Consider the following 22,035-nt stretch of genomic DNA (forward strand, 5'->3'; position numbering starts at 1 on the left):
GCTCGAGATCTCGCGATCCCGAGGGGGACTCGAGGGTCGCTGGCGTCGATCCGGGAACGGACGAGACGGAGCGGGTCGTCAGCAGCGGGGCCGACCGCCGATAGCTCTACGCGTCCTCGACCATCGAGACGATTTTGTCGGCGTCGAGCGGGTCCTCGACGGACTCGCCGTCGACGACGACCGTCGGCGTGCGGTCGATTCCCTCCCCGTTCGCCGCCTCCCACTCGGCGGCCAGCGTCGGGTAGTAAGTGTTCTCCTCGAGGGCGTCTGCGACGACCGACGGGTCGATGCCGATCTCCTCCTCGGCGATGGCGGCCAGCTCCTCGTTGTCGGGCGTTCCTGCCTCCATAACCGCGCGCTTGTAGCTGAAAAACTGGCCCGTCGGTTCGTCGTCGGTACCGGTCGCCGCCTGGACCGCCCTGGCGGCGTTGGCCATCGGGATCGAGCGGTCCTCGTCGGCCGGAAGCACGAAATCGCGGTGGCGGTAGCTCGCCGTCCCGGGATCGAGCACCCGCTCCTCGAGTTCGGGAACGACGTCGGCCTCGAAGTCGCGGCAGTGGGGGCAGGCGAAGTCCTCGTAGACGTCGATCGACACGCCGCCCGACCCGATCGTCGGCGTCGGGAGCTGGTCGGGGTCGGGGTCGACGTCCGCGAGGGCGTCGGGAAGCGACGCGTCGAACAGCGACGCGCAGCCGGCCAGCGCGGCCGACGCGCCGGCAGCGGTGAGCGTGAGGACGGAGCGACGGTTCATTCGCTCGAGCGTAGGGATCGGGCCGTGTTATCGGTGACGCTTCCGCCCGCTCAGAACGGTGCGGTTACCACGAGTGCGTCGACGAGGATCGCGACCAGCACGGCCCCGAGGAAGGCGTTCGAGGCGTGGAACGACCGAAACGCCGCGGCCTCGGTCTGCTCGAAGTGGAGGACGACGGCGGCCCAGAGGAAGATGCCGCCGAAGACGACGACCGTCGCCGCATACAACGCGCCGAGCCCGGAGATCCAGGCCAGTGCCACGGTCCCGACCAGCGTCGCCGCGATGTAGTAGACGATGTGTTTGCGGGTCTCGGTCTCGCCGCGGACCACCGGCATCATCGGGAACCCGCCGCGGGCGTAGTCGTCTTTGTACGCCAGCGCGAGGTTGTAGAAGTGCGCCGGCGTCCAGAGGAAGATCACGCCCGCGAGCGCGAGCCCCGGAACGCCGATCTCGTTGGTGACGGCGGCCCAGCCGATCAGCGCCGGGAGCGCGCCCGCGGCGCCGCCGATGACCGTGTTCTGAACGGTGTTTGGCTTGAGCAACAACGTGTAGACGACGCTGTAAAACAGGATCGCGGCGAGTCCGAGGGCCGCCGCCAGCGCGTTGATCGTCAGGAAGACGGCCATCGACGCGGCCGAGAGGAAGAGGCCGAACAACAGGGCGTTGCGAACCGGGATCAGCTGGGTCGCGAGCGGTCGGTCCGCGGTGCGGGACATCCGCTGGTCGACGTCGCGCTCGAGGACGTGGTTGAACGTGCCCGAGGCACCGATCGCGAGGACGCCGCCGCCGAGCGTGGCGACGATCGTCGCGGCGTCGAGTGCGGGGCCGGCCGCCAGGGCCATCCCCGCCGCGGCGACGAGACAGAGCAGCCACATCAGCCGCGGTTTCATCATCTTGAAGTACGCGAACGCGGTGAGTCGGGCGCGGGCGAGCCGCCCCGAGGGTAGCGTTCGGCCGCCCTCGGGGGTCGGCTCGGGGTCGATCGGGTCGGGCGGCGTGACGACGTCGTCGTCGCTACCGGTCGCCAGCTCGAGGTCCCGGGCCAGCGCGAGGACGACGGCCGCGAAGATCACGATTCCCAGCGCGAGGTGGAGGCCGGGGATGACCGCGGCCGGACCCAGCGTCGCGGTCGCGGCGCCGACGCCGACCTGAACGACGTAGAGGGCGGCGCCGCCGAGCAGGGCGGCCGTGACGCCCCTCGAGGCCGATCCGAGCAGGGCGGCGACCGCCGACGCGGCCACGAGCAGGCCGACGACGACGGCCGTGAGCCGGTGACCCCAGGCGATGGCCAGATCGGTCTGGCTTAGTGGATCGACGGGAGCGTGACACGTCGGCCACGTCGAACACGCCGTGGCCGCGTTCGTGATCGAGGTCGTGGCACCGATGATCAACAGCAGGTAGACGCCGAGCGCGGTCGCTGCGAGCAGTGCTGAGAAGCGACGACGCGTTCGAATCGGACGAGGGAACGGATCGGTTACCACGGCTACTCTCGTCTACACCGTTCGACTCGGCGTATTTAGGGTTCCCGCTTTTCCCGCTCGCGGTTCCTCCCGTCCGGGGCGTACAGCGGCGGAGCCGAACACCTCCGGCGGCCCTCGAGGCCGACGGCGACGCGACGCCTACATCCCCATGTCCGCGGCCGCGTCCGGAACCGGAAGCTCGTGCGGCGGGACGCCGAGCAGCTCGCCGACGTGATCCAGCGCCATGTCGAACCCGTAGTAGCGCTCGAGTTCGTCGCCCGCTGGCGTCGGCCGCACCTTCAGCATCGCGTATCCCTCGAGGTTCTGGGCGACGGCCGCGGTCGCGGCGCCGGAGTCGGCGTCGACTCGCTCGAACGCGAGGCGTCGTTCTCCGTCGGTCTCCTCGTAGCTGGCCGCGATCCCGTCGGCTTCGGCGGTTCGGTCTCCGTCGGTCATACTCGGCTCTGGTGGGTCGACCACCGGGAAGCTGTCGGTTTCGTCAGCGACCGACACCCCTTTCGTCCTACTCGCGAGAGTGGCGGGCGTGTCAGTCGCGACGCCGAACGGGATCGACCGGGAGTCCGTCCCCGAGGAGCCGATCGAAACGGTTCGACTCACCCGCACGGTCGCCGTCGGCCTGGTTCTCGTCTCGGTCGTCGCCGCGTTCGCCTCGACCTACGCGTTCGCCCTCGTGCTCGCGGCGGTTCGCGGGGCCCCCCTCGAGCCGATCGTCCTCACGGCTCGGACGCTGTCGAACCGCGGCCTCCTGCTGGGCGCGATCGGACTGGGTCTGGTCGCGGTCGGCGTCCACGAACTCCTCCACGGGGCGTTCATGGCTCGCTACGGCGATTCCCCGTCGTACGGGGTCGGCGTCTCCGCGTTCGTCCCCTACGCCTACGCTCGAGGCGGCCCGGCGAGCTACGAGCGAAACCAGCTGCTCGTCGTGCTGCTCGCCCCCCTGGCGGTCGTGACCGCCGCGGGGGTGGTCGCCATGGCGATCCACCCGTCGCCGGTCTGGATCGTCCCGCTTTCGGTCAACGCCGCGGGCTCGGTCGGCGACCTCTGGATGGCGCTCGCGCTCGTTCGGTATCCGCCCGGCGTCCGGGTCGGCGATCACCCGCGGCCGACCGCCCGCGGCTTCGGCATCTACGCCCCCGACGGGCTCGAGCGCCGACCCGGCGCCGCCGCCCTCTCGAGGATCCTCGCGGGCGCCACGGGGACGACCGTCGCGCTCGCGGCGCTTCTGGGCGGGCTGGTCGTTCGCTCCCTGGCGGTCGGCACGGGAACCGTCGTCGTCGCCCTCGACGGGTGGACCGTGTTCCGCCACGAGCTACACGCCACCGCAGTCGTCCTCGAGGTCGGCGTCCCGCCCCTCGCGGCGCTGGCGACCGGGGGCGGGCTCGCCTGGGCGCTGCTGGGCGCGGTTCGGGACGCGCTCGCGAAACCGTAACGCTCGAGCGACCGCGCGCCGACGGGTCGGTATGAGCAAGTGGCTCCGGAGTGGCCGCCGTCGGGATCTCTGTTTTCTGCTCGCCGCCGAGGACGAACTGCGCGGCCAGCAACTCAAGTCCCGCCTCGAGTCCCACTACGACGACCGCCTCGAGCCCAAATCGTTCTACGGCTCGCTGTCGGCGCTGGTCGAGGCCGGCTTCGTCGAGAAGCGAACGGAGGGGCTCCACGACGTCTACGCGCTGACCGACGCGGGCGAGAAGCGGGTCCGCGAACACGGCGAGTGGGTGCGAGACTGCCTCGAAGAATCGTCGTAGGCGTCCCGCCCTCGGGGGGCTACTCTCCGAGGACCTGGTCGCCGATCGTGTTGCGCAGCACCTCGCTCGTGCCCTCGTAGATCTCGTTCAACTTGGCGTCGCGGTAGAACCGCTCGGCCGGGAAGTCCTTGGTGTAGCCGTAGCCGCCGTGGATCTGGATGCCCTCGTTCGCGACCTCGCGGCTGACCTCCGAGGCGTACAGTTTGGCCTGCGCCGCGGCCTTGATGTAGTCCTCGCCGCGGATCTTCCGGTCGGCGGCCTTGTGCATCAGCAGCTTCGCGGCCTGGACCTTCGTGTCCATGTCCGCGAGCTTGTGTTTGATCGACTGGAACTCGCCGATGGGCTGGTCGAACTGCTCGCGCTCGTTGGCGTAGTCGCGGGCCTCGTCGAGGGCCGCGCGGGCGATGCCGACCCCGCGGGCCGCGATGGTGATCCGCCCCCCATTGAGGGTCTTCAGCGCCTGAACGAATCCCTCGCCCTCCTCGCCGAGCAGGCGGTCCTCGGGGAGCCGGAGGTCGTCGAAGCGCAGTTCGGCGGTCGGACAGCCCTTGTCGCCGAGTTTCTCCTCCGTCCCCTCCACGATGAACCCGTCGTCCTCCTCGGGGCGGACGACGAACGAGGAGATCCCCTTGTTGCCCGCGTCGGGGTCGGTCTTGGCGAAGACGGTGACGGTGTCGGCGACCGAGCCGTTCGAGATCCAGAGCTTGCCGCCCTCGAGGACGTACTCGTCGCCCTCTTTCTCCGCGGCTACGCCGCTTCGTTCCGAGGCGCTTTGCGCCTCGCTCTTCTCTGCAGTCGTCTCCATCGCGGGGACGTCGCTGCCCGCGCCGGCCTCCGAGAGCGCGAACGCGCCGACGTCGCTGCCTTCGGCCAGCGGCGTCAGGTACTCCTCCTTCTGGGCGTCGTCGCCGAACTCGTAGAGCATGTTGCCCGCCAGCGAGGTGTGGGCGGCGACGACCGTTCCGAGCCCGCCCGAGCCCCGCGAGATCTCCTCGAGGCCGATCGCGTAGGAGTGATAATCCAGTCCGGCGCCGCCGTACTCCTCGGGGAACGGCATCCCCATCAGGCCCAGCTCGGCCATCTCGTCGACGAGGTCGGCGGGGAACTCGTCGTCGTGATCGATCTCGCTCGCGACGGGGACGACCTCCTCGTCGACGAACTCCGAGACCATGTCCCGAATCTGGCGCTGCTCGGCCGAGAGTGCAAAGTCCATACGCAGCTATTGCGAGGTTGATTATTTATGATTGTCTCTTGCCCGACCGGGGCAGTCGGTCTCGCCGCACGGCTCGGTCGCGCGGTCGCGTCACCTCGTCAGCTCGAGCCGACCCGCTCGAGGGCGCGCTCGATCGGCACCTCGCCGGACAGGAGCTCGAACGTCTCCCCGATCAGGGCGTCACGCTCGAGCGCGGCGACCAGCACCGCGGCGACGTCCTCGCGCGGGATATCGCCCGAGCCCAACTCGAGATAGGAACCGACCCGGATCTCGCCGGTACCGGGCTCGTTCGTCAGCTCCCCCGGGCGAACGATCGTGTGCTCGAGGGGACTCTCTCGGAGGTACTCGTCGGCCTCGGCCTTCGCGATCAGGTAGTCCCGGAGCGGTTCGGGGCCGGCCTCGGGGTCGTCGGCGCCCATCGAGCTGAGCATCACGAACCGGTCGGCGCCCGCTTCGGCCGCGGCGTCGATCAGTCGGATCGCGCCGTCCCGGTCGACGCCGGAGACGTCCTCGCCGCCCGAACCGGCCGCGAAGACGACGGCGTCACAGCCCTCGACGGCATGGTCGACCGACTCGGTCAGGTCCGCGACTACCGCCGTGGCGCCCGTTCGCTCCATCTCCTCGACCTGGGAGTCGTCCCGAACCATCGCCCGAACCTCGCGGTCGCTCTCGGCGAGGCGTTCCGTGACGTGCTGGCCGACCTGTCCGTGAGATCCCGCGATCAGTACGGTCATCGTCCCGACTTGGCGATCGAGACGGGAAACCGTTGGCCCGTTCGACGCCGGGGTCGACGGGTCCTGGGAACCGGAACGGTCGGTTCGTCGGGACGTCCCAAACGGAACAACGCGCCGCGACCGCGGCGCTTTTCCGGGATGAAAACGAAAGGATATCGAGTAGATGACAACGGGCCAGCCTGAAACAAACCTCGGTACCGACCTCGAGTGGTGCTACGAGGCGGTGCACGGGGTCTCGCGGACCTTCTCGATCACGATCGATCGCCTCGACGAGCCGATGGCGAGACACATCTGCCTCGGTTATCTCCTGTGTCGAGTCGCTGACACGATCGAGGACGCGGGTCACGTTCCGCCCGAGACCCAGACCGAACTGCTGAACGCGTACGATCGCCTGCTCGATCCGGCCGACCCCCTCGAGGTCGAGGCGTTCATGGCCGACGTCGAGCCCTGGATCCCCGAGGACCGCGACGCCGACTGGGAGGTCGTCGCCGAGACGCCCCGCGTCCTGCGAGCCTTCGAGGCCCTCGAGGAGGAGCCCCGCGAGATCATGCGCGACCCCGTCCGCGAACTCGTCGACGGGATGGCCATGTTCACGGACCGATACGCCGAGGAGGGCGGCCTGCGCCTCCAGACCTTGGAGGAGCTCGAGGAGTACTGCTGGTACGCCGCCGGCACCGTCGGCACGCTGATCACGGGCCTGGTCGCCCGCAGCGCCTCGCCCGACCGGGCCGACGAGATGCGCAAGAACGCCCGCTCGTTCGCGCTGCTCTTACAGCTGGTCAACATCGCCAAGGACGTCGAGGACGACTACCACGAGGAGAACAACGTCTACCTCCCCGAGGAGTGGCTGGCCGAGGAGGACGTCGACGCCGAGGCCGTGACCGCAGCGGACAACCAGCGCGGCGTCACCAACGTCATCCAGCGGGTGACCGGTCGCGCCGAGCAGTACCTCGACGACGCCCACCGCTACCTCGAGGTCGTTCCGGAACGCCACGGCAACCGGCTCTCGGCGTGGGCGATCCCCTACCTGCTCGCGGTCGGGACGATGCGCGAGCTCCGAAACCGACCCGAGGACGTCGTCCGCGAGGGCGACGTGAAGATCTCCCGGGCAGAGGTGTTCGCCGTCATCCAGCGGTTCGAGGAGGGCGTCTCCCGAGCCCAGCTCAGGGAGCTCCGCCGGGAGATGTCTGAGAAGCCGCTTCACCACTAGCAGGAACGGATCCGCGCGTCGAGTTCGCCGATCGCCGTCACGGCGATCGTAACGTGCGCGCAGTCCGCCCCCCAGTTCGCGTCCGCGAGGCGCTCGGTGATCGCGCTGGCCCCGATCTCGAGCACCTCCTCCCCGTACTCGGCGCGGACGGTCCAGGTCGTCGGCGTCTCCGTCCACCGTCCCGGGAGCCGCGACCTCGCGTCCCCGCCGGCCGGCTCCAGTCGGACCGTCCGCTCGGCCTCGATCCCGTTGCCGTCGACGACGAACTCGAGGGTGACGACCGCAGTCGACTCGTTGACGGCCTCGAGCGGGCGAAATCGGAGGTGATCACGCCTGCGGTACCGGTTCCAGGCGTACCCGCCCGCGAGGAGCGTCCCGCCGCCGGACGCGCCCGCTCCGAGGAGCCGTCGACGGCTGTAGCCGGACATCGGCCGTACGTTCTCGCGGATCGCGAAAAAGCTGCCGTCCGCGTTCGGCTCGCGACGGCTCGGCTAGTCGTACTCGTAGAACCCCTCGCCCGTCTTCTTTCCGAGGTCGCCGGCCTCGACCTTGCGCTTGAGCAGGTAGGCCGGTTTGTACCGATCGCCCAGCTCCTCGTGGAGGGTCTCGGAGGCGTGCAGACAGATGTCGAGGCCGATGTGATCGGCCAGGGTGAGCGGACCCATCGGGACGTTCGTTCCCAGCTCCATCCCCGCGTCGATGTCCTCCTTCGTCGCGACGCCCTCGTCGTAGGTCCGGATCCCCTCGTTGATCCAGGGCATCAGGATGCGGTTCGTGACGAAACCGGGCTTGTCGTCGGACTCCCAGGTCGTCTTCCCCAGTTCCGCGGCGAGGTCGTGAGCCAGCTCGGTCGCATCGGCGGTCGTCTTCTCGCCGACGACGACCTCGACGCCCTCCATAATCGGCACCGGATTCATGAAGTGCAGGCCGATCACACGCTCCGGACGGTCGAGCTCCGAGGCGATCGTCGTGATCGAGAGCGTGCTCGTGTTCGTCGCCAGCAGGACGTCCTCGTCGCAGACGTCCTCGAGATCCGCGAAGATCCCCCGTTTGACGTCCATCTCCTCGAGGGCCGCCTCGACGACGAGGTCGCAGTCCGCGAGGTCGTCGACATCGGTCGTGCCCTCGATCCGCTCGCGGATTCGCTCGGGATCCTCCTCGAGGGCGTCGCGGCCCTCGAGGCGGTCGAGGCTGTCCGCGATCGTCTCGAAGCCGCTCTCGACGAACTCCCGCTCGATGTCCCGGAGCACGACGTCGTAACCGGTCGTCGCGGCGACCTGGGCGATCCCGCTGCCCATCGTTCCCGCGCCGACGACGCCGATCCGATCGATCTGGTCGCGTACCATACGCCCGCCTTCGCCGATCGGCGCCGTAAACGTGCCGATCGACCGTGTAGGTTCGGTGCCCGCTCGCCGAACGGCTCTCGGATCCGAGAGGTCCGGGATCCCGAAAATGCGGTCGCTGGACGGATCAGGGCAGGTCTTACTACGGTTGTAGGTAATTTATATCACGCAGACCACCAGAGATATATAGCGACGCGGTGGACCGACTAACAGATGATTCCGATCGACGACGCTCCGATCGTTCGCGACGGCAAGTCACTGATCCTCGCGATGGACCACGGCCTCGAGCACGGCCCGGTCGACTTCGAGGACGTCCCGGAGAAGCTCGATCCGTCGACGGTGTTCGAGACGGCGACCCACGACGCCGTTACCTGCATGGCCGTCCAGAAGGGGATCGCCGAGGGCTACTACCCCAGCTACGAGGACGACGTCAACCTCCTGTTGAAGGTAAACGGCACCTCGAACCTCTGGATGGGCGAGTACGACTCCGCGGTGAACTGCTCGGTCGACTACGCGGCCGAGATCGGCGCCGACGCCGTCGGCTTCACCCTCTACGGCGGCTCGAACCACGAGGTCGAGATGGCCGAGGAGTTCCGCGACGTTCAGGAGGCCGCCCGCGAGCACGACCTGCCCGTCGTCATGTGGTCGTACCCGCGCGGCCAGGGGCTCAAGAACGACACCAAGCCCGACGTCATCTCGTATGCGACCCGTCTGGGCCTCGAGCTCGGCGCCGACATCGCGAAGGTCAAGTACCCCGGCGACCCCGAGGCGATGGAACACGCCTGCAGGGCGGCCGGCAACATGAAGGTCGTCATGAGCGGCGGCTCGAAGACCTCGGACTACGAGTTCCTCTCGACGGTCGAGGCCGCGATCAACGCCGGCGCGAAGGGGCTGGCCGTCGGCCGCAACGTCTGGCAGCGCGAGGACCCCACCCGGCTCCTCGACGCCCTCGAGAAGGTCATCTACGAGGAGGAGACCGCCGACGCCGCCCTCGAGGAATGACGGACGGCGACCCCGTCGACGAGGTGATCGAGGTGATCGCGCAGTCGGCGACCGAGATCAGGCGGGGCCTCGTCGGCCGCCGAGAGGACGCCGACGCGGAAAATCCCAGCGGAGAGACCCAGGCCGAGGCCGACGTCTACGCCGATGAACTGCTCGCCGACCGCATCTCGTCGATCGACGGCGTTTGCCAGTACGGAAGCGAGGAACGTCAGGAGACGATTGACTGCGGCGACGAGGACGGGCTCTCGGTCGGCGTCGACCCCCTCGACGGCTCCTCGAACCTCAAGTCGAACAACACGATGGGGACGGTGTTCGGCATCTACGACGAGCCCCTGCCCGCGCCGGGAACCGCCCTCGTCGCCTCGGGCTGGATCCTCTACGGACCGATCACGACGATGGCTTGTGCCCGGGACGGAACCGTCCGGAAGTACGAGCTCGCGGGCGACGAGCGCAGCCTCGTCGACGACGGTATCACCCTCCCCGACGATCCGCTCGTCTACGGCTTCGGCGGCCGGGTCCCCGACTGGTCCGAGGCGTTCGAAGCCTTCGCCCGGGAGGTCGAGTCCGACGACTCGCTCAAGCTCCGCTACGGCGGCGCGATGATCGGCGACGTCAACCAGGTGCTCACCTACGGCGGGATCTTCGCCTACCCCGCCCTCGAGGACGCCCCCCGCGGCAAGCTCCGCCTGCAGTTCGAGGGGAACCCGATCGCGTACCTCGTCGAAGCGGCCGGCGGCAGCTCCTCGGACGGGAGCGGATCGATCCTCGAGATCGAACCCGACGACCTCCACGACCGGGTGCCCGTCCACGTCGGCAACGACGAGCTGATCGACCGCCTCGAGGACGCCCTCGAGTAGCGGACGCCTCCGTTTTTCGTCGCCCATTGGGGCGGAAGCGACGCGTCCACGTCGGCGGGGTCAGGACTCGGCCGTCGACCCGTCCCACCGGGCGGTGAACTGCACGTAAAGTCCGACCCCGCCGAGCAGGAGCGCGTAGAACAGCCACCGCGGCCAGTTCGTCGAGAGAAACAGCAGCGTCAGAAACAGGACCCAGATGCCGACGACGAGCGCGTCGAGGGCGATGCGGGTGCCGACGCCGACGGCCGCGGCGAGGCTGGCGAGGGCACGGCGCGGTCGGGAGCGGTCGTCTGACATCGCTGGTTCGTGCGTGGTATCGGAATCCATCTCAGAAGTGATAACCGTGGCGCTCGGTGACCTGGTAGGCGGCGACTCCCCAGACGTAGTTCTGGCCGGGCCACCAGGTGCGCGCGTTGTTGAATCCGGCGATGAGAACGTCCCGTTCTCCGCCCTCGGGATCGGCGTAGTAGCTGACCGAGCCGCTGTCGCCGTCGGTCAGGTCCATCTCGCCGCCCCAGCGGATCTGGCCGCGCCGACAGAACTCCTCGGTGAAACAGGTCACCGCGTCGAACCCCTGCACGCGACCCGTCGTGTGGCCCGTCAGCGCGCCGACCTTCTCGAGGTCCTCGCCCCGGGCGACGAGGTCGGCGAGCCCCCAGCGCGTGAGCTGGCCGCGAATCCGAACCGGTTCGGGCGCGTCGATCCACGTCGACGGGGAGAGGCTGCCGCCCGGTTCGATGAGGGCGATGTCCTCGACCGGGTGGGCGCGTCTGACCGACCCGAGTTCGACGGGCGCCTCGGTCGAGACGGGCAACGACAGCGACGCGGCGGCGTCGCCCCGCTCGTCGTCGAAGGCGTGGTCCGCGGTCACGAAGTACTGCCGTCGGTCCTCGGGGTCGAACACGGCCGGGCCGAGCGTCGCGAGGCTCGAGGCCGTCTCGCAGGCGACGCCGGCGGGAACGCGGCTGTCGGTGACCGACTCGACCATCCGCGGCCGGTAGTGGTCGGAATCGTCCTCGAGCGAGTCGACGTCGAGGACGGTGCGGAGATCCAGCGACACGTCGTCTGCGATCTCGCCGATCGTCTCCCGGACCGAGTCGAGGTCGCCGGAGACGCCGACCGAGACCGCCGCGCTGCCCTCGTCGTAGGGTTCGGGGACGACCGCGCTGCCGAGGTAGCCGGTGAAGGCCGCCCGGGAGAGGCGGTCGTTGAGTTCGATCGCCTTCTCGACGGCCGCGTACCAGTCGGCGGGGACGTACGCCGTGCGCTCCTCGAGGGACCACGGATCGGCGGGATCGCGTCGGACGAGCGCGGTGACGACCGGGACTTCGCCGTCGTCGGCCGCGAGGAAGTCCTCGACCCCGAGGAACCGAGCCATCCCGATCGCGTACCCGCCGGTGACGAGGGTTCGAACGAACTCGCGTCGGTCCATTCCGCTCTCCACCCGGTCGCGGATCGAAGCGAGCCGCGCCGCGGAACGTCGGGTCGCATCGGACATGCTACGGATCTCTCGAGCGCTGACTCTCCGTCGTACCCCTCGGGCGGTTATAGCTAATCTTCACGTACACCCGTGGGTCGGCACTCACTACGGGGTTGGACGAATTAGAGCATACCGGTTTTGCCTGCAGGTGCGACGCCGGTTTCGGCCTCACTGGCGGTCGGGCTTCGGGACGACGGCGACCCCCGCGACCGACTCGCGTTCGACGCCCTCCTCGCTCGGATCCCGGCGCCCGCGAGGGAAAACGGTTTTGGGACCCCCCGTCGCAATTTTTGTCATGAAAGTTCGTATCACCGCGGCGGCCGACGACGACGAGGCGGCCGCGATCGCGGCCGCGCTGGCCGAGCACGTCGGGAACGACGTCGAGGTGTACGTCGGCGACGGGGACGAACCGGCAGCGACCCACGCGGAACCGTCGGAGTCCGAGCCGACCGCGGATCGGTCGACCGACGGCCGCCACGCCGAGTCACTGAGCCCGACCGACCGCGAGGCGCTGCTGTGGGAAGAGATCGAGGACATCCTCGAGGGCGGGCCGCGAAAGTACCGCGAGCAACTCGAGGACGGCGAGAAGCTGTTCGTCCGCGACCGACTCGACCTGTGGTTCGGCGGCGAGGACGGCGACCTACTGTTCGAGGACGGGAAGTTCGCAGCGTTCGACGACTGGCACCCCCGCGGGGCCGACGCCGACGAGGAGACCGACGACCGACTGCCCGCGGACGGGCTCATCACGGGCGCCGCGGAGTTCGAGGGACGGGACGTCCACTTCATGGCCAACGACTACACCGTCAAACGGGGCAGCATGGCCGCCAAGGGCGTCGAGAAGTTCCTCCGGATGCAACAGCGCGCGCTGAAGACCGGTCGGCCCGTCCTCTACCTGATGGACTCCTCGGGCGGACGGATCGACCAGCAAACCGGCTTTTTCGCCAACCGCGAGGGGATCGGGAAGTACTACTACAATCACTCGATGCTCTCGGGGCGGGTGCCCCAGATCTGCGTGCTCTACGGCCCCTGTATCGCCGGGGCCGCCTACACGCCCGTCTTCGCCGACTTCACGATCATGGTCGAGGGGATGTCCGCGATGGCGATCGCCTCCCCGCGGATGGTGCGGATGGTCACCGGCGAGGACATCGACCTCGAGGAACTCGGCGGGCCTGCCGTCCACGCCCGCGAGTCAGGCTCGGCAGATCTGGTCGCCCGCGACGAGGAACACGCCCGCGAACTCGTCGCGCAGCTGATCACGTACCTCCCCGACAGCGCCGACGAGAAACCGCCGAAACGGGAGCCGAAGCCGCCCGCCGCGTCGCCGGAGGGGATCGACGCGATCGTTCCCCAGGAGCCGAACAAGGGGTACGATATGACCGACGTCATCGATCGTGTCGTCGACGAGGGCTCCTACTTCGATTTACGCCCCGACTACGGGGAGGAGATCGTCACGGCCTACGCCCGGATCGACGGCCGTCCCGTCGGGATCGTCGCGAACCAGCCGGCCCACCGCGCCGGCGCGATCTTCCCCGACGCGGCCGAGAAGGCCGCGGAGTTCATCTGGAAGTCCGACGCCTTCGACATCCCCCTACTGTACCTCTGTGACACGCCCGGATTCATGGCCGGCTCGCAGGTCGAGAAGGAGGGCATTCTCGAGCAGGGCAAGAAGATGATCTACGCGACCTCGTCGGCGACGGTGCCCAAGCAAACGGTGGTCGTCCGCAAGGCCTACGGCGCCGGGATCTACGCGATGGGCGGGCCCGCCTACGACCCCGAGAGCGTCATCGGCCTCCCGTCTGGAGAGATCGCCATCATGGGCCCCGAGGCCGCGATCAACGCCGTCTACGCGCGCAAGCTCTCGGAGATCGACGATCCCGAGGAGCGCGAACGCCGCGAGCGAGAGCTGCGCGAGGCCTACCGCGAGGACATCGACGTCCACCGGATGGCCAGTGAGGTCGTCATCGACGAGATCGTCCCGCCGAGCACGCTCCGCGAGGAGCTGTCGGCCCGCTTCGCGTTCTACGAGGGCCTCGAGAAGGACCTCCCCGACAAGAAGCACGGAACCGTCCTGTAGTCGGCCGCTGCGGTCGCCGACGGCGTGGCGTCCCTCGCCGACAGTCGCTCGAGGGGACTCGGCGTTCGGGATCGGCAACCGTTTAGCAGCCGCCTATCCGATCGCTATCGCTCCCATAACAAAACCGCTCGCGATCGAGAGCGAAACGCACGCTCCTGCGGGTTCGGGACCGGTTCGACTCCGGTCAGGAGCCTCATGGGTTTCGACAGGAGGCGGGCCGACGGGTGGCTGCCCGAGGGGACGACGCCGCGAGCGCTCGAGCGGGCGCTGTGGGTGCTCGTCGTCCTCTCGCTGGTCGGCGACGTCGTCACGACGTTCGTCGGACTCCGGATCGGACTGGCCGAGTCGAACCCGCTCGCCAGGAGCGTGATCTACAGCCACGGATTGATCGGAATGCTCGGACTGAAGGGGGCCGCCGTCGGCGTCGGCCTCGCCTGCCGTCCCCTCCTCCCGAGCGCGTACCGCGCCATCGTCCCCGCAGGGCTCGCGCTCCCCTGGGCGGTTGCGGTCGGGATCAACCTCTATACGATCTCGCGGATCGTCTGAGCTCCGATCTCGCGGATCGCGACGGGGTCGCGTCTTCCGTTATTGACGCCGTTCGTCCGTCTCTTCGAGGGCCGTTCGCCAGCCTCGAACCGCGTCCCGGATCGCCGCCCACCGCGCTCTCGGTTCTGGATCCTTCCGGGACGCGACGCCGGCCGCGGCGCGCTCGAGTTCGGTCCGAACCGCGAGGGGATCGTCGATCGAACGGAACGCGATCGTCGATCCGCTGGCGGTTTCGATCGCGACCGTTCCGGCGCCGATCGCCCTGTCGATCGCCCCCTGTGTAACGGTCGTGTTCTGGACGCGCTCGAGGCCGACCGCGCGCACCGAGACGCCGAGGACGCCCCGCCTGACCGCCACCCGACGGTCCGTGATCGCGTAGGCCGTTCTGGCGATCCCGACGTAGCGCCACAGCGGCAGCGCCGCGAACACCGGTAGGGAAAGCAGCGCCACGAGCGGGATCACCTCGAGGGCGATTCCGGCGGCGACCGCGGCCATACCGAAGGTGGCGACCGCCAGCCGCGGGTACACGGTCTGGATCCGCGGGCGACCGCACCACCGGACCCGCTCCCCGTCCTCGAGCGCCAGCCAGGGATCGACCCGCTCTCGGGTCGTCGGCGCGTCGGGATCGGCCTCCGCGTCGGGATCGCGGTCGGCAGCGGGTTCGGCGTCCGATCGAACGCGGTCGGTCGTCATCGCCGCGAACGGTCGCCGTCGGACGAGCGGTCGTCGGACCTCTCCTCGAGCGGGTTCTCGCGTGGGTTGTCCTCGAGCGGGTTCGTCTCGGACTCGCTCTCCGCAGTCGGTGTCGCGGAATCGTCGGGCGGCCGTTCCCTGCGAACGGGGGACCGCCGTTCCGATTCGAGGTCCGATTCGCGCGCGGGATTCGAATTCGGATCGGTCGGCCGTTCGCCCGCGACCGTCGGAGCGTCGCCGCGCCCGCTCGAGTCCTCGAGGATCGCACGGATCGCCCGCAGCTCGGCGAGGATCTCCTCGAGGACGTCGCCCTCGCCCGGCTCCGGCTCGCGGTGGCTCGCGACCCGTTCGCTGATGCGCTGCTGGACCGTCCGGGGGTCGGCGACCGATCGGAACGCCATCTCGACGCCGGCGCCGCCCGCGGTCGTGAGTTCGACGGTGCCGTAGCCGAACGCGGAGCCCAGCGCCGACTGGCTGTAAGAGATGTCCTGTACCTTCTCGTGGTCGATTCGCTTGACGTCCCGCGAGAGCACCCCGGTCTTCCGGTAGACGGCGGCGTCGGTGATCACGTAGACCGTGTTGCGAACGCGGAGGTACTCGCCGACGATGATCGGGATCCCGATCAACACGAGCGAGAGCGGGATCCCGATCGCCAGCGTCGGCACCAGCGTGCGGCGGTCGGGCCCGCCGACCCAGACGATCGACTCGTCGTCCTCCAGCGAGAGCCACTCGAGGTCGCGCTCGAAGGCGGCGTCACCGGAGGCAGCCATCGTCACTCCGCCTCCGCGCGCTCGCGTTTCAGCGAGAGGACGGTGCGGTCGAACTCGCAGACGAGGTCGTCGTCCTGGTTGAACGCCTCGACGCGCATCGTGACGACCCCGCGATCGCCGTCGCTGGTCTCGCGCTTGTCGGTCACCGTCGACTGCACCCGGATCGTGTCGCCGTGGAACACCGGTTGGGGGTGTTCGACGTCGGCGTAGGAGAGGTTCGCGACGATCGTCCCGTCGGTCGTCTCCGGGATCGAGATCCCGACCGCCAGCGACATCGTGTAGAGGCCGTTGACCAGCCGATCGCCGAACTGCGTGTCGGCCGCGAACTCGGCGTCGAGGTGCAGGGGCTGTTGGTTCATCGTCATATCGCAGAAGCGCTGGTTGTCGCTCTCGGAGATCGTCCGTCGGCGCTCGTGTTCGATCGTCTCGCCGACCTCGAACTCCTCGTAGTACAGTCCCGTCACGCGTTCGACCTCCACGAGAGCGCACAAAAACGCGTCGAGATTTCGGGGCGTCTCCGGATCCCGAGGCGCCGCGTCGCAGCCTCGAGGCGTCTCCGGAACCTGACCCGCCGCGTCGCGGCCTTGACGCGTCTCCTGCTCTCGAGGTCTCTCGACGTCCCGCCGTCTCGCGCCGTTTCGGGGGCGAGTCGGCGCGGGCGGGCGACCGATCGAGGCCGCGTGCGGGTCGCAAGTATTGTTCGAACTCGTCCGAAGTAACAAGGACTATCCTTCGGCGCGACGATGGGTCGGATCTAGACCTGTGCCGGGCCGAGTCGGCGACGGCGACGTCGGCCGGTACAGCGCCCCCTCACAATGACCACAGCCGAACCCACAGCTGAACCCGAACCGGAGAGCGCCGTCGAAACCGCACGCCGTCAGCTCGAGCGCGCGGCCGCCCACCTCGACGTCGACGACGGCGTCGTCGAGCGACTCCGCTACCCGACCGACGTCTACCGGGTGACGATCCCGCTCGAGCGCGACGACGGCACCACCGAGATGTTCACGGGCTACCGGGCTCACCACGACAGCGTTCGCGGCCCGTACAAGGGTGGGCTGCGCTACCACCCCGGCGTCACCGAGGACGAGTGCGTCGGGCTCTCGATGTGGATGACCTGGAAGTGCGCCGTGATGGATCTCCCCTTCGGCGGCGCGAAAGGCGGCGTCGTCGTCGATCCCAAGGAGTTGAGCCCGGACGAGAAGGAGCGGCTCACCCGTCGGTTCGCCGAGGAGCTCCGACCCGTCATCGGACCGATGAAGGACATCCCCGCCCCCGACATGGGAACCGATCCCCAGACGATGGCGTGGTTCATGGACTCGTACTCGATGCAGGTCGGCGAGACGACCCCCGGCGTCGTCACCGGGAAACCGCCCGTCATCGGCGGTTCGAAGGGGCGCGAGAAGGCCCCCGGACGCAGCGTCGGGATCGTCACGCGGGAGGCGCTCGACTACTACGACCGGGACCTCGAGGACACGACGGTCGCGGTCCAGGGATTCGGGAGCGTCGGTGCCAACGCGGCCCGCTACCTCGACGAGCGCGGCGCGACGATCGTCGCGGTCTCGGACGTCGACGGCGCGATCTACGACCCCGACGGGTTCGACACGAACGACGTCGAGGACCACGACGAGACGCCGGGGATGGTTTCGACCTACGACGCTCCCGAGAAACTCACGAACCCCGAACTGCTCGAGCTCGACGTCGACGTGCTGATCCCGGCCGCGGTCGGTAACGTGTTGACCGCCGAGAACGCCAGGAACGTCCAGGCGGACATGGTCGTCGAGGGCGCGAACGGCCCGACGACCTCGGCTGCCGACCAGGTCTTCGAGGATCAGGGCGTCGCCGTGATCCCCGACATCCTCGCCAACGCCGGCGGCGTCACCGTCTCGTACTTCGAGTGGCTTCAGGACATCAACCGCCGCGCCTGGAGCTTAGAACGGGTCCACAAGGAACTCGAGTCGGAGATGCTTCGGGCCTGGGAGTCCGTCCGCGGAGAGTACGACGCTCGAGACGTTACCTGGCGCGACGCGACCTACCTGGTCGCACTCTCGCGGATTTCGGAGGCCCACGACGCCCGCGGTCTGTGGCCGTAGCGGGGCGGTCGGCCGCAATAGCCGTGCTGGAGCGGTCGGTCGCGATCGTCGAGTCGCAAGGCGGCGTCTGACCGAGATCGGCGGCGTTGGACCGAAAGCGGCGACGAACCGCCGACGAACGACGGAACTCCCGACCGATTCGCCGCCGGGCGTGTCCCGGACCCACACCCCTCGTTCAGAGTGAAACGGCCGCGAGCGACGTCCCCCTCCCCCCCCCCTCTCGAGCGAAGGGGGAGAGTGGTTCGAGGAGAACTACGACTGAAGTCGTGGAGGGATGTCAGGAAAACGTCGAGAGGTCGACCCGACCGCGAGCCGACTCCCCGCTGTCGGCGAGCGTGTCGTAGGGCGGCAACTCCCCGAGGGAGTCGTCCCGGCGGACGGCCTTGACGATGTGTTTCGGATCGGTCACGAGCCGGTGGAGGAGGTAACTCCCCTGGGAGCGGCCGCCACCGGTCTTCTCGGACTCGATGACGCCCAGGAACGCCTGTTCCTTGAGCTGACGGTAGAGCCCGTTCTCGGTGATCGGATCGGTCGCGACCAGTTCACAGATGTCGGCGTAGCGCTCGTAGATCTCGCGGGTCTTGTAGGTCTCGCGATCGCCCGTAACGATACAGCTCGCCAGCGCGTACAGCGCCAGTTTCGCGTGCGCGGTCGCCCCGCTGGTGAGCTCCTCGATCCGGTTGATCTCGGCGACCTCCTGGGCCTGTTTGATGTGTCGCTCGGAGACTGCCTCCGAGGCGGTCCGCCGGGCGAGCTCGCCGGCTTCCTTGAGGATCTCGATCGCCTTGCGCGCGTCGCCGTGTTTCTTCGCCGCCAGCGCCGCACAGAGCTCGATCGTTCCGTCCTCGAGCACGTCGGGCTGGAAGGCGTCTTGCCGGTTCCGCATGATCTCCCGGAGCTGGGCCGCATCGTAGGGGTGAAAGAACAGCTCGCGGTGACCGAAGCTGCTGTCGATGCGCTCGTCTAAGGTCTCGCGGTACTGGACCTTGTTCGAGATGCCGATAACGCCGATGTAGGCGTCGGTCTTGCGGGCCTCGCGGGCCCGCGAGAGCTGCATCAGGATGTTGCTGTTGTCGAGCTTGTCGATCTCGTCGAGGATCACGATCACCGAGTCGAAAAACCGCTCGAGCACCGACCAGATGTGCTGGTAGTACTCCATGGTTCCGACCCCGCGGACGGGGATGTGATCGTCGTAGCTGGTCTGGTCGGCGAGACTGAGCGCCAGCTGGCGAGTCGCTCGTGTCTCGGTGTTGGCCTCCGAGCAGTCGACGTAGAGGACGCCGCAGTCGATCTCGTTTTCCTCGGCGGCGTCCCGGGCCCGCGTCGCGACGTGGCGGGAGATGAGACTCTTTCCGGTCCCCGTCTTGCCGTAGATCATCACGTTGTTCGGCGGGTCGCCCCGGGTGATCGCCCCGATTTCGGAGGCAACCGACTGGATCTCGTCGTCGCGACCGACGATCCGGTCCTCGTCGGGAACGTGGCCGACGTGCAGGAGTTCCTTCCGATCGAAGATCGGATCCTGCGACTGAAAGAGGGGATCCCCACCGGCCTGTTCGGTCATGTTGCTGTCCTTGGAGAGTCGTCTAATAAAACTATGGAAGGTGGATCAGACTGATAACGTCCCTCGAGCGGCGTTGAACCGACGTATTTCCGGAGGACCGATAAGTGAGGGGCGGAGGCCGCGTGCAGACTGAACTGCGGCCGGACTCGTTCGCGTTTTCCTGCATCCCGATTCGGCCTTCCTCACCCCTCCCCCACCCCTCGTTCAGAGTGAAACGGCTCGAGAGAGTGGGGGTGGGGAGGGGTGGGGTCGAACGGGTCGGCGAACGAAGGGACGAGACAGCAACCATCACGGGAGTGCCTAACAGTACTACTACTATCTGCTACACTGAATCTAGTCTCTAGTACTAATTTCTAGTACCTAGTACTACTACTCGCCCCGAACGAAGCCTACTAGTTAGTATTATATTTTTTGGTGTGGGTTATTATTGCAGCAGCTCAGATAACATCTAGTATAGATCTAGTTAGTATCTATATCTATCTAGATACCTACCAATCCATATCTCCCTCTATACATCACCTATCCTGAACAAAATTCGGAGAGTGGCGTCTCTTCGATCCTTCCGAATCGATTGGCCGATCGGCCAGTATCCCCTCGGGACGGCTCGAGCGTGGCCGTTCCGGCCGAGAAGCCGGCTCTCGAGCGGACCGGACCCGTATCATCGCCCCCCGGGGAGGGGGACACCTTCGCAGCCCCTTTCACTCTGAATCAGGGGTGGGGGTGGGTACACACCCAATTCAGAGTGAACCGCCGTACCCTCCCGGGATCTCGCTCGAGCCGTTACACTCTGAACGAGGGGACCGGGGGCCGTGACGGGACGTCTACCGCCTGGACGGGTGACGGGACCGAACCCGTCCGTTGTCTTCCCAGCCCGTGGGAAGAGACGCCGGGTGAAATACTGTCCACACCGAACACACGCTCATGACAGAGGAGACACCGCGGTCGGACGACGAGATCAAACGCGCAGTCGTCGACAGAACCCGGGAGGTACGGGTAGCCGACGGCGATCCGGTCGGCGAACAGTTGCTCGAGGACGTCTCCGTCGAGGACGGGGTCGTCACGTTCACGGTCGTTTTCGATCGCCTCAATCGACGGCTGAGCGAGCGGCTCTCGGACCAGCTCCGGGGAGCGGGCCTCGCTACCGAGGGAATCGATCACGTCCGGATCGAGGCGGCCGACGCCGAGGCCCCCGAGAGCGGCCTTCCTGTAACGGGAGTCGACTCCCTGATCGCGATCGGGAGCGCGAAAGGCGGGGTCGGCAAGACGACGATCACCGCCGCGCTCGCGCGGGCGCTCGACGCGTCCGGACTCGACGTGGCGGTCTTCGACGCCAACGTCTACGCACCCGACATCCCCGACCTGCTGAACGCGGAGGGCCCGGTCCAGAACACGCCCTCGGGGCGACCGCAGCCGGTCGACGCCGACGGGATCGAGGTCGTCAGCCTCGATCTGATCGCCGAGGACGGCCCCGTCGCCTGGCGCGGCGCGATGGTCCACGACGTTCTCAAGGACCTCCTCGGGGACGCGACCTGGGACGACAGGGACGTCCTTCTGGTCGACCTCCCGCCGGGGATCGGCGACGCCGTCTACACGATCGTCCAGCAGGCGCCGCTGGACGGCGCCCTGCTCGTCAGCACGCCGACCGACGCCGGCGTTCGGGCGACCGAGAGAACCGGCGCGCTGTTTACCGCCAACGACGTCGAGACGATCGGCGTCGTCCCGAACATGACCGCGATGGGAACGGAGCCGTCGCCCTACGACGGCGACGGGCGCGAGCTCGAGGACGCGATCACCGAGGACGCGACCGCGTCGATCGACCCCGTCCCCTTCGACCCCGCGCTCCGGACGCCGACGGCGTGTTCGTTCGCCGAGGGCGGCTCCTCCGGCGAACGGGCGATCGCGGACCTCGGCGAGACCGTCGCCTCGTTCGTCGCCGGCCGCGGCGGGAGTCGCGCGCCCGAGGCCGCGGTCGACCTGCGGGGACTCCCGCCCGCAACCTGCAGGCGCCAGGCGGTCACGGAGCTGGCGGCCGCCGACGGCGACGTCTCCCTGCTCTGTCGGCACGACCCCGAGGAACTGATCGACTCGACCGAATCGGCACTGGCCGCCGACGGGAATCAACTCGAGCGTTCGGACGTTACGGACCTCGGACAGGAAGGCTGGCTCCTCGAGCTCGAGACCGAATCCCTCGCGCGCTCGGCGTCCCCGGCCTGATCGCCGTCGCTGACTCCCGCCGTCGTCCCCAGCCAGATCTCCCGTCGTCGACCCCCGTCGGCGGACCGTCGACCGCTCGGAGTCGTTTTTCGACCGGTTTCGATCGGTGTCTCGTCCCCTCACCCTCTTATAAACCACCCGCTATACCGAGGTTTCGGAGTCGTTCGTCCCCGTTCGCTGGGAACGGCCGCGTCCGGTTAAGGAGTCGCTGCCCAACGGTATCGTGTATGGAGCATCAACACTCGGAACTCGCGGGGCGGCAGCCGCGTTG

Annotated in this window: 23 protein-coding genes; 9 read left to right on the forward strand and 14 right to left on the reverse strand. The window is 68.3% G+C overall.

What is annotated here, in order from left to right:
• Positions 1-106: 106 nt before the first annotated feature.
• From GWG54_RS07725 to GWG54_RS07735, 3 genes are all read right to left on the reverse strand, one after another.
• Positions 107-751 (reverse strand): thioredoxin domain-containing protein, encoded by a 645-nt coding sequence (locus GWG54_RS07725; RefSeq protein ID WP_167937229.1) that lies wholly within the window; start codon positions 749-751, stop codon positions 107-109.
• 50 nt (positions 752-801) lie between these two features.
• The gene (locus GWG54_RS07730) at positions 802-2,232 is read right to left on the reverse strand and encodes a heme o synthase (protein WP_167937230.1); all 1,431 of its coding nucleotides are present in this window, start codon (positions 2,230-2,232) and stop codon (positions 802-804) included.
• A gap of 138 nt (positions 2,233-2,370) precedes the next feature.
• On the reverse strand, positions 2,371-2,667 hold the full coding sequence (locus GWG54_RS07735) for a hypothetical protein (RefSeq protein ID WP_167937231.1): 297 nt from the start codon (positions 2,665-2,667) through the stop codon (positions 2,371-2,373).
• Positions 2,668-2,755: 88 nt separating this feature from the next.
• Here GWG54_RS07735 and GWG54_RS07740 point away from each other — a divergent pair, with 88 nt between their 5' ends.
• Together GWG54_RS07740 and GWG54_RS07745 are read left to right on the forward strand one after the other, a co-directional pair.
• On the forward strand, positions 2,756-3,661 hold the full coding sequence (locus GWG54_RS07740) for a DUF3267 domain-containing protein (RefSeq protein WP_312854262.1): 906 nt from the start codon (positions 2,756-2,758) through the stop codon (positions 3,659-3,661).
• A gap of 31 nt (positions 3,662-3,692) precedes the next feature.
• Positions 3,693-3,977: a PadR family transcriptional regulator gene (locus GWG54_RS07745; protein WP_167937232.1), complete on the forward strand. Its 285-nt coding sequence runs from the start codon at positions 3,693-3,695 to the stop codon at positions 3,975-3,977.
• A 19-nt stretch (positions 3,978-3,996) separates the two neighbouring features.
• Here GWG54_RS07745 and GWG54_RS07750 read toward each other — a convergent pair whose 3' ends face one another.
• Together GWG54_RS07750 and GWG54_RS07755 are read right to left on the reverse strand one after the other, a co-directional pair.
• Positions 3,997-5,190, reverse strand: coding sequence for an acyl-CoA dehydrogenase family protein (locus GWG54_RS07750; RefSeq protein WP_167937233.1), 1,194 nt, complete (start codon positions 5,188-5,190; stop codon positions 3,997-3,999).
• Positions 5,191-5,288: 98 nt separating this feature from the next.
• Entirely contained in the window at positions 5,289-5,924 is a 636-nt protein-coding gene (locus GWG54_RS07755) for an SDR family oxidoreductase (RefSeq protein WP_167937234.1), read from the reverse strand.
• 163 nt (positions 5,925-6,087) lie between these two features.
• Here GWG54_RS07755 and GWG54_RS07760 point away from each other — a divergent pair, with 163 nt between their 5' ends.
• Positions 6,088-7,134 carry a phytoene/squalene synthase family protein gene (locus GWG54_RS07760; protein WP_167937235.1) on the forward strand — a complete coding sequence of 349 codons (1,047 nt, stop codon included), beginning with the start codon at positions 6,088-6,090 and terminating at the stop codon, positions 7,132-7,134.
• Here GWG54_RS07760 and GWG54_RS07765 read toward each other — a convergent pair.
• Together GWG54_RS07765 and GWG54_RS07770 are read right to left on the reverse strand one after the other, a co-directional pair.
• Positions 7,131-7,562 carry a hypothetical protein gene (locus tag GWG54_RS07765; RefSeq protein WP_167937236.1) on the reverse strand — a complete coding sequence of 144 codons (432 nt, stop codon included), beginning with the start codon at positions 7,560-7,562 and terminating at the stop codon, positions 7,131-7,133. The genes GWG54_RS07760 and GWG54_RS07765 overlap by 4 nt on opposite strands.
• A gap of 63 nt (positions 7,563-7,625) precedes the next feature.
• A complete protein-coding gene (locus tag GWG54_RS07770) occupies positions 7,626-8,480 on the reverse strand; it encodes a 3-hydroxyacyl-CoA dehydrogenase family protein (protein ID WP_167937237.1) in 855 nt (284 codons plus the stop codon).
• 210 nt (positions 8,481-8,690) lie between these two features.
• Here GWG54_RS07770 and GWG54_RS07775 point away from each other — a divergent pair, with 210 nt between their 5' ends.
• Both GWG54_RS07775 and GWG54_RS07780 read left to right on the forward strand, forming a co-directional pair.
• Positions 8,691-9,479: a class I fructose-bisphosphate aldolase gene (locus tag GWG54_RS07775; protein WP_167937238.1), complete on the forward strand. Its 789-nt coding sequence runs from the start codon at positions 8,691-8,693 to the stop codon at positions 9,477-9,479.
• Complete coding sequence (locus GWG54_RS07780; RefSeq protein ID WP_167937239.1) at positions 9,476-10,336, forward strand: class 1 fructose-bisphosphatase; 861 nt, start codon at positions 9,476-9,478, stop codon at positions 10,334-10,336. The genes GWG54_RS07775 and GWG54_RS07780 overlap by 4 nt, the downstream gene beginning before the upstream one ends.
• Positions 10,337-10,396: 60 nt before the next feature.
• Here GWG54_RS07780 and GWG54_RS07785 read toward each other — a convergent pair whose 3' ends face one another.
• The 3 genes from GWG54_RS07785 to GWG54_RS21165 form a co-directional block, all read right to left on the reverse strand.
• A complete protein-coding gene (locus GWG54_RS07785; protein WP_167937240.1) occupies positions 10,397-10,633 on the reverse strand; it encodes a hypothetical protein in 237 nt (78 codons plus the stop codon).
• Between the two features lie 31 nt (positions 10,634-10,664).
• On the reverse strand, positions 10,665-11,834 hold the full coding sequence (locus tag GWG54_RS07790; RefSeq protein WP_167937241.1) for a hypothetical protein: 1,170 nt from the start codon (positions 11,832-11,834) through the stop codon (positions 10,665-10,667).
• A gap of 150 nt (positions 11,835-11,984) precedes the next feature.
• Positions 11,985-12,113: a hypothetical protein gene (locus GWG54_RS21165; protein ID WP_280842093.1), complete on the reverse strand. Its 129-nt coding sequence runs from the start codon at positions 12,111-12,113 to the stop codon at positions 11,985-11,987.
• On the opposite strand from GWG54_RS21165, the gene GWG54_RS07795 reads away from it, so the two are divergent.
• Positions 12,112-13,890: an acyl-CoA carboxylase subunit beta gene (locus GWG54_RS07795; RefSeq protein ID WP_167937242.1), complete on the forward strand. Its 1,779-nt coding sequence runs from the start codon at positions 12,112-12,114 to the stop codon at positions 13,888-13,890. The genes GWG54_RS21165 and GWG54_RS07795 overlap by 2 nt on opposite strands.
• Positions 13,891-14,085: 195 nt before the next feature.
• Positions 14,086-14,436: a DUF5658 family protein gene (locus GWG54_RS07800; protein WP_167937243.1), complete on the forward strand. Its 351-nt coding sequence runs from the start codon at positions 14,086-14,088 to the stop codon at positions 14,434-14,436.
• Positions 14,437-14,475: 39 nt separating this feature from the next.
• Here GWG54_RS07800 and GWG54_RS07805 read toward each other — a convergent pair whose 3' ends face one another.
• The 3 genes from GWG54_RS07805 to GWG54_RS07815 are packed head-to-tail and all read right to left on the reverse strand — an operon-like array spanning position 14,476 to position 16,363.
• Complete coding sequence (locus GWG54_RS07805) at positions 14,476-15,129, reverse strand: PH domain-containing protein (RefSeq protein WP_167937244.1); 654 nt, start codon at positions 15,127-15,129, stop codon at positions 14,476-14,478.
• Positions 15,126-15,899: a PH domain-containing protein gene (locus tag GWG54_RS07810; protein WP_167937245.1), complete on the reverse strand. Its 774-nt coding sequence runs from the start codon at positions 15,897-15,899 to the stop codon at positions 15,126-15,128. The genes GWG54_RS07805 and GWG54_RS07810 overlap by 4 nt, the downstream gene beginning before the upstream one ends.
• A 2-nt stretch (positions 15,900-15,901) precedes the next feature.
• A complete protein-coding gene (locus tag GWG54_RS07815; protein ID WP_167937246.1) occupies positions 15,902-16,363 on the reverse strand; it encodes a MaoC family dehydratase in 462 nt (153 codons plus the stop codon).
• A 351-nt stretch (positions 16,364-16,714) separates the two neighbouring features.
• Between GWG54_RS07815 and gdhB the strand changes: the two genes are divergently transcribed.
• Positions 16,715-17,989: a glutamate dehydrogenase GdhB gene (gene gdhB, locus GWG54_RS07820; protein WP_167937247.1), complete on the forward strand. Its 1,275-nt coding sequence runs from the start codon at positions 16,715-16,717 to the stop codon at positions 17,987-17,989.
• A 277-nt stretch (positions 17,990-18,266) separates the two neighbouring features.
• Here gdhB and GWG54_RS07825 read toward each other — a convergent pair whose 3' ends face one another.
• The gene (locus tag GWG54_RS07825; protein WP_008426541.1) at positions 18,267-19,550 is read right to left on the reverse strand and encodes a Cdc6/Cdc18 family protein; all 1,284 of its coding nucleotides are present in this window, start codon (positions 19,548-19,550) and stop codon (positions 18,267-18,269) included.
• A gap of 921 nt (positions 19,551-20,471) precedes the next feature.
• On the opposite strand from GWG54_RS07825, the gene GWG54_RS07830 reads away from it, so the two are divergent.
• Positions 20,472-21,764: a P-loop NTPase gene (locus GWG54_RS07830; protein WP_167937248.1), complete on the forward strand. Its 1,293-nt coding sequence runs from the start codon at positions 20,472-20,474 to the stop codon at positions 21,762-21,764.
• Positions 21,765-22,035 lie beyond the last annotated feature (271 nt).

It is taken from the genome of Natronococcus sp. JC468, from assembly GCF_012163165.1.
Lineage (GTDB): Archaea > Halobacteriota > Halobacteria > Halobacteriales > Natrialbaceae > Natronococcus > Natronococcus jeotgali.

Coding starts and splice junctions, on each gene's coding strand:
- GWG54_RS07800 (WP_167937243.1), top strand. CDS start 14,086: ATGGGTTTCGACAGGAGGCGGGCCGACGGGTGGCTGCCCGAGGGGACG.
- GWG54_RS07825 (WP_008426541.1), bottom strand. CDS start 19,550: ATGACCGAACAGGCCGGTGGGGATCCCCTCTTTCAGTCGCAGGATCCG.
- GWG54_RS07735 (WP_167937231.1), bottom strand. CDS start 2,667: ATGACCGACGGAGACCGAACCGCCGAAGCCGACGGGATCGCGGCCAGC.
- GWG54_RS07750 (WP_167937233.1), bottom strand. CDS start 5,190: ATGGACTTTGCACTCTCGGCCGAGCAGCGCCAGATTCGGGACATGGTC.
- GWG54_RS21165 (WP_280842093.1), bottom strand. CDS start 12,113: ATGACAAAAATTGCGACGGGGGGTCCCAAAACCGTTTTCCCTCGCGGG.
- GWG54_RS07780 (WP_167937239.1), top strand. CDS start 9,476: ATGACGGACGGCGACCCCGTCGACGAGGTGATCGAGGTGATCGCGCAG.
- GWG54_RS07775 (WP_167937238.1), top strand. CDS start 8,691: ATGATTCCGATCGACGACGCTCCGATCGTTCGCGACGGCAAGTCACTG.
- GWG54_RS07770 (WP_167937237.1), bottom strand. CDS start 8,480: ATGGTACGCGACCAGATCGATCGGATCGGCGTCGTCGGCGCGGGAACG.
- GWG54_RS07725 (WP_167937229.1), bottom strand. CDS start 751: ATGAACCGTCGCTCCGTCCTCACGCTCACCGCTGCCGGCGCGTCGGCC.
- GWG54_RS07765 (WP_167937236.1), bottom strand. CDS start 7,562: ATGTCCGGCTACAGCCGTCGACGGCTCCTCGGAGCGGGCGCGTCCGGC.
- GWG54_RS07785 (WP_167937240.1), bottom strand. CDS start 10,633: ATGTCAGACGACCGCTCCCGACCGCGCCGTGCCCTCGCCAGCCTCGCC.
- GWG54_RS07755 (WP_167937234.1), bottom strand. CDS start 5,924: ATGACCGTACTGATCGCGGGATCTCACGGACAGGTCGGCCAGCACGTC.
- GWG54_RS07760 (WP_167937235.1), top strand. CDS start 6,088: ATGACAACGGGCCAGCCTGAAACAAACCTCGGTACCGACCTCGAGTGG.
- GWG54_RS07745 (WP_167937232.1), top strand. CDS start 3,693: ATGAGCAAGTGGCTCCGGAGTGGCCGCCGTCGGGATCTCTGTTTTCTG.
- GWG54_RS07810 (WP_167937245.1), bottom strand. CDS start 15,899: ATGGCTGCCTCCGGTGACGCCGCCTTCGAGCGCGACCTCGAGTGGCTC.
- gdhB (WP_167937247.1), top strand. CDS start 16,715: ATGACCACAGCCGAACCCACAGCTGAACCCGAACCGGAGAGCGCCGTC.
- GWG54_RS07830 (WP_167937248.1), top strand. CDS start 20,472: ATGACAGAGGAGACACCGCGGTCGGACGACGAGATCAAACGCGCAGTC.
- GWG54_RS07790 (WP_167937241.1), bottom strand. CDS start 11,834: ATGTCCGATGCGACCCGACGTTCCGCGGCGCGGCTCGCTTCGATCCGC.
- GWG54_RS07805 (WP_167937244.1), bottom strand. CDS start 15,129: ATGACGACCGACCGCGTTCGATCGGACGCCGAACCCGCTGCCGACCGC.
- GWG54_RS07795 (WP_167937242.1), top strand. CDS start 12,112: ATGAAAGTTCGTATCACCGCGGCGGCCGACGACGACGAGGCGGCCGCG.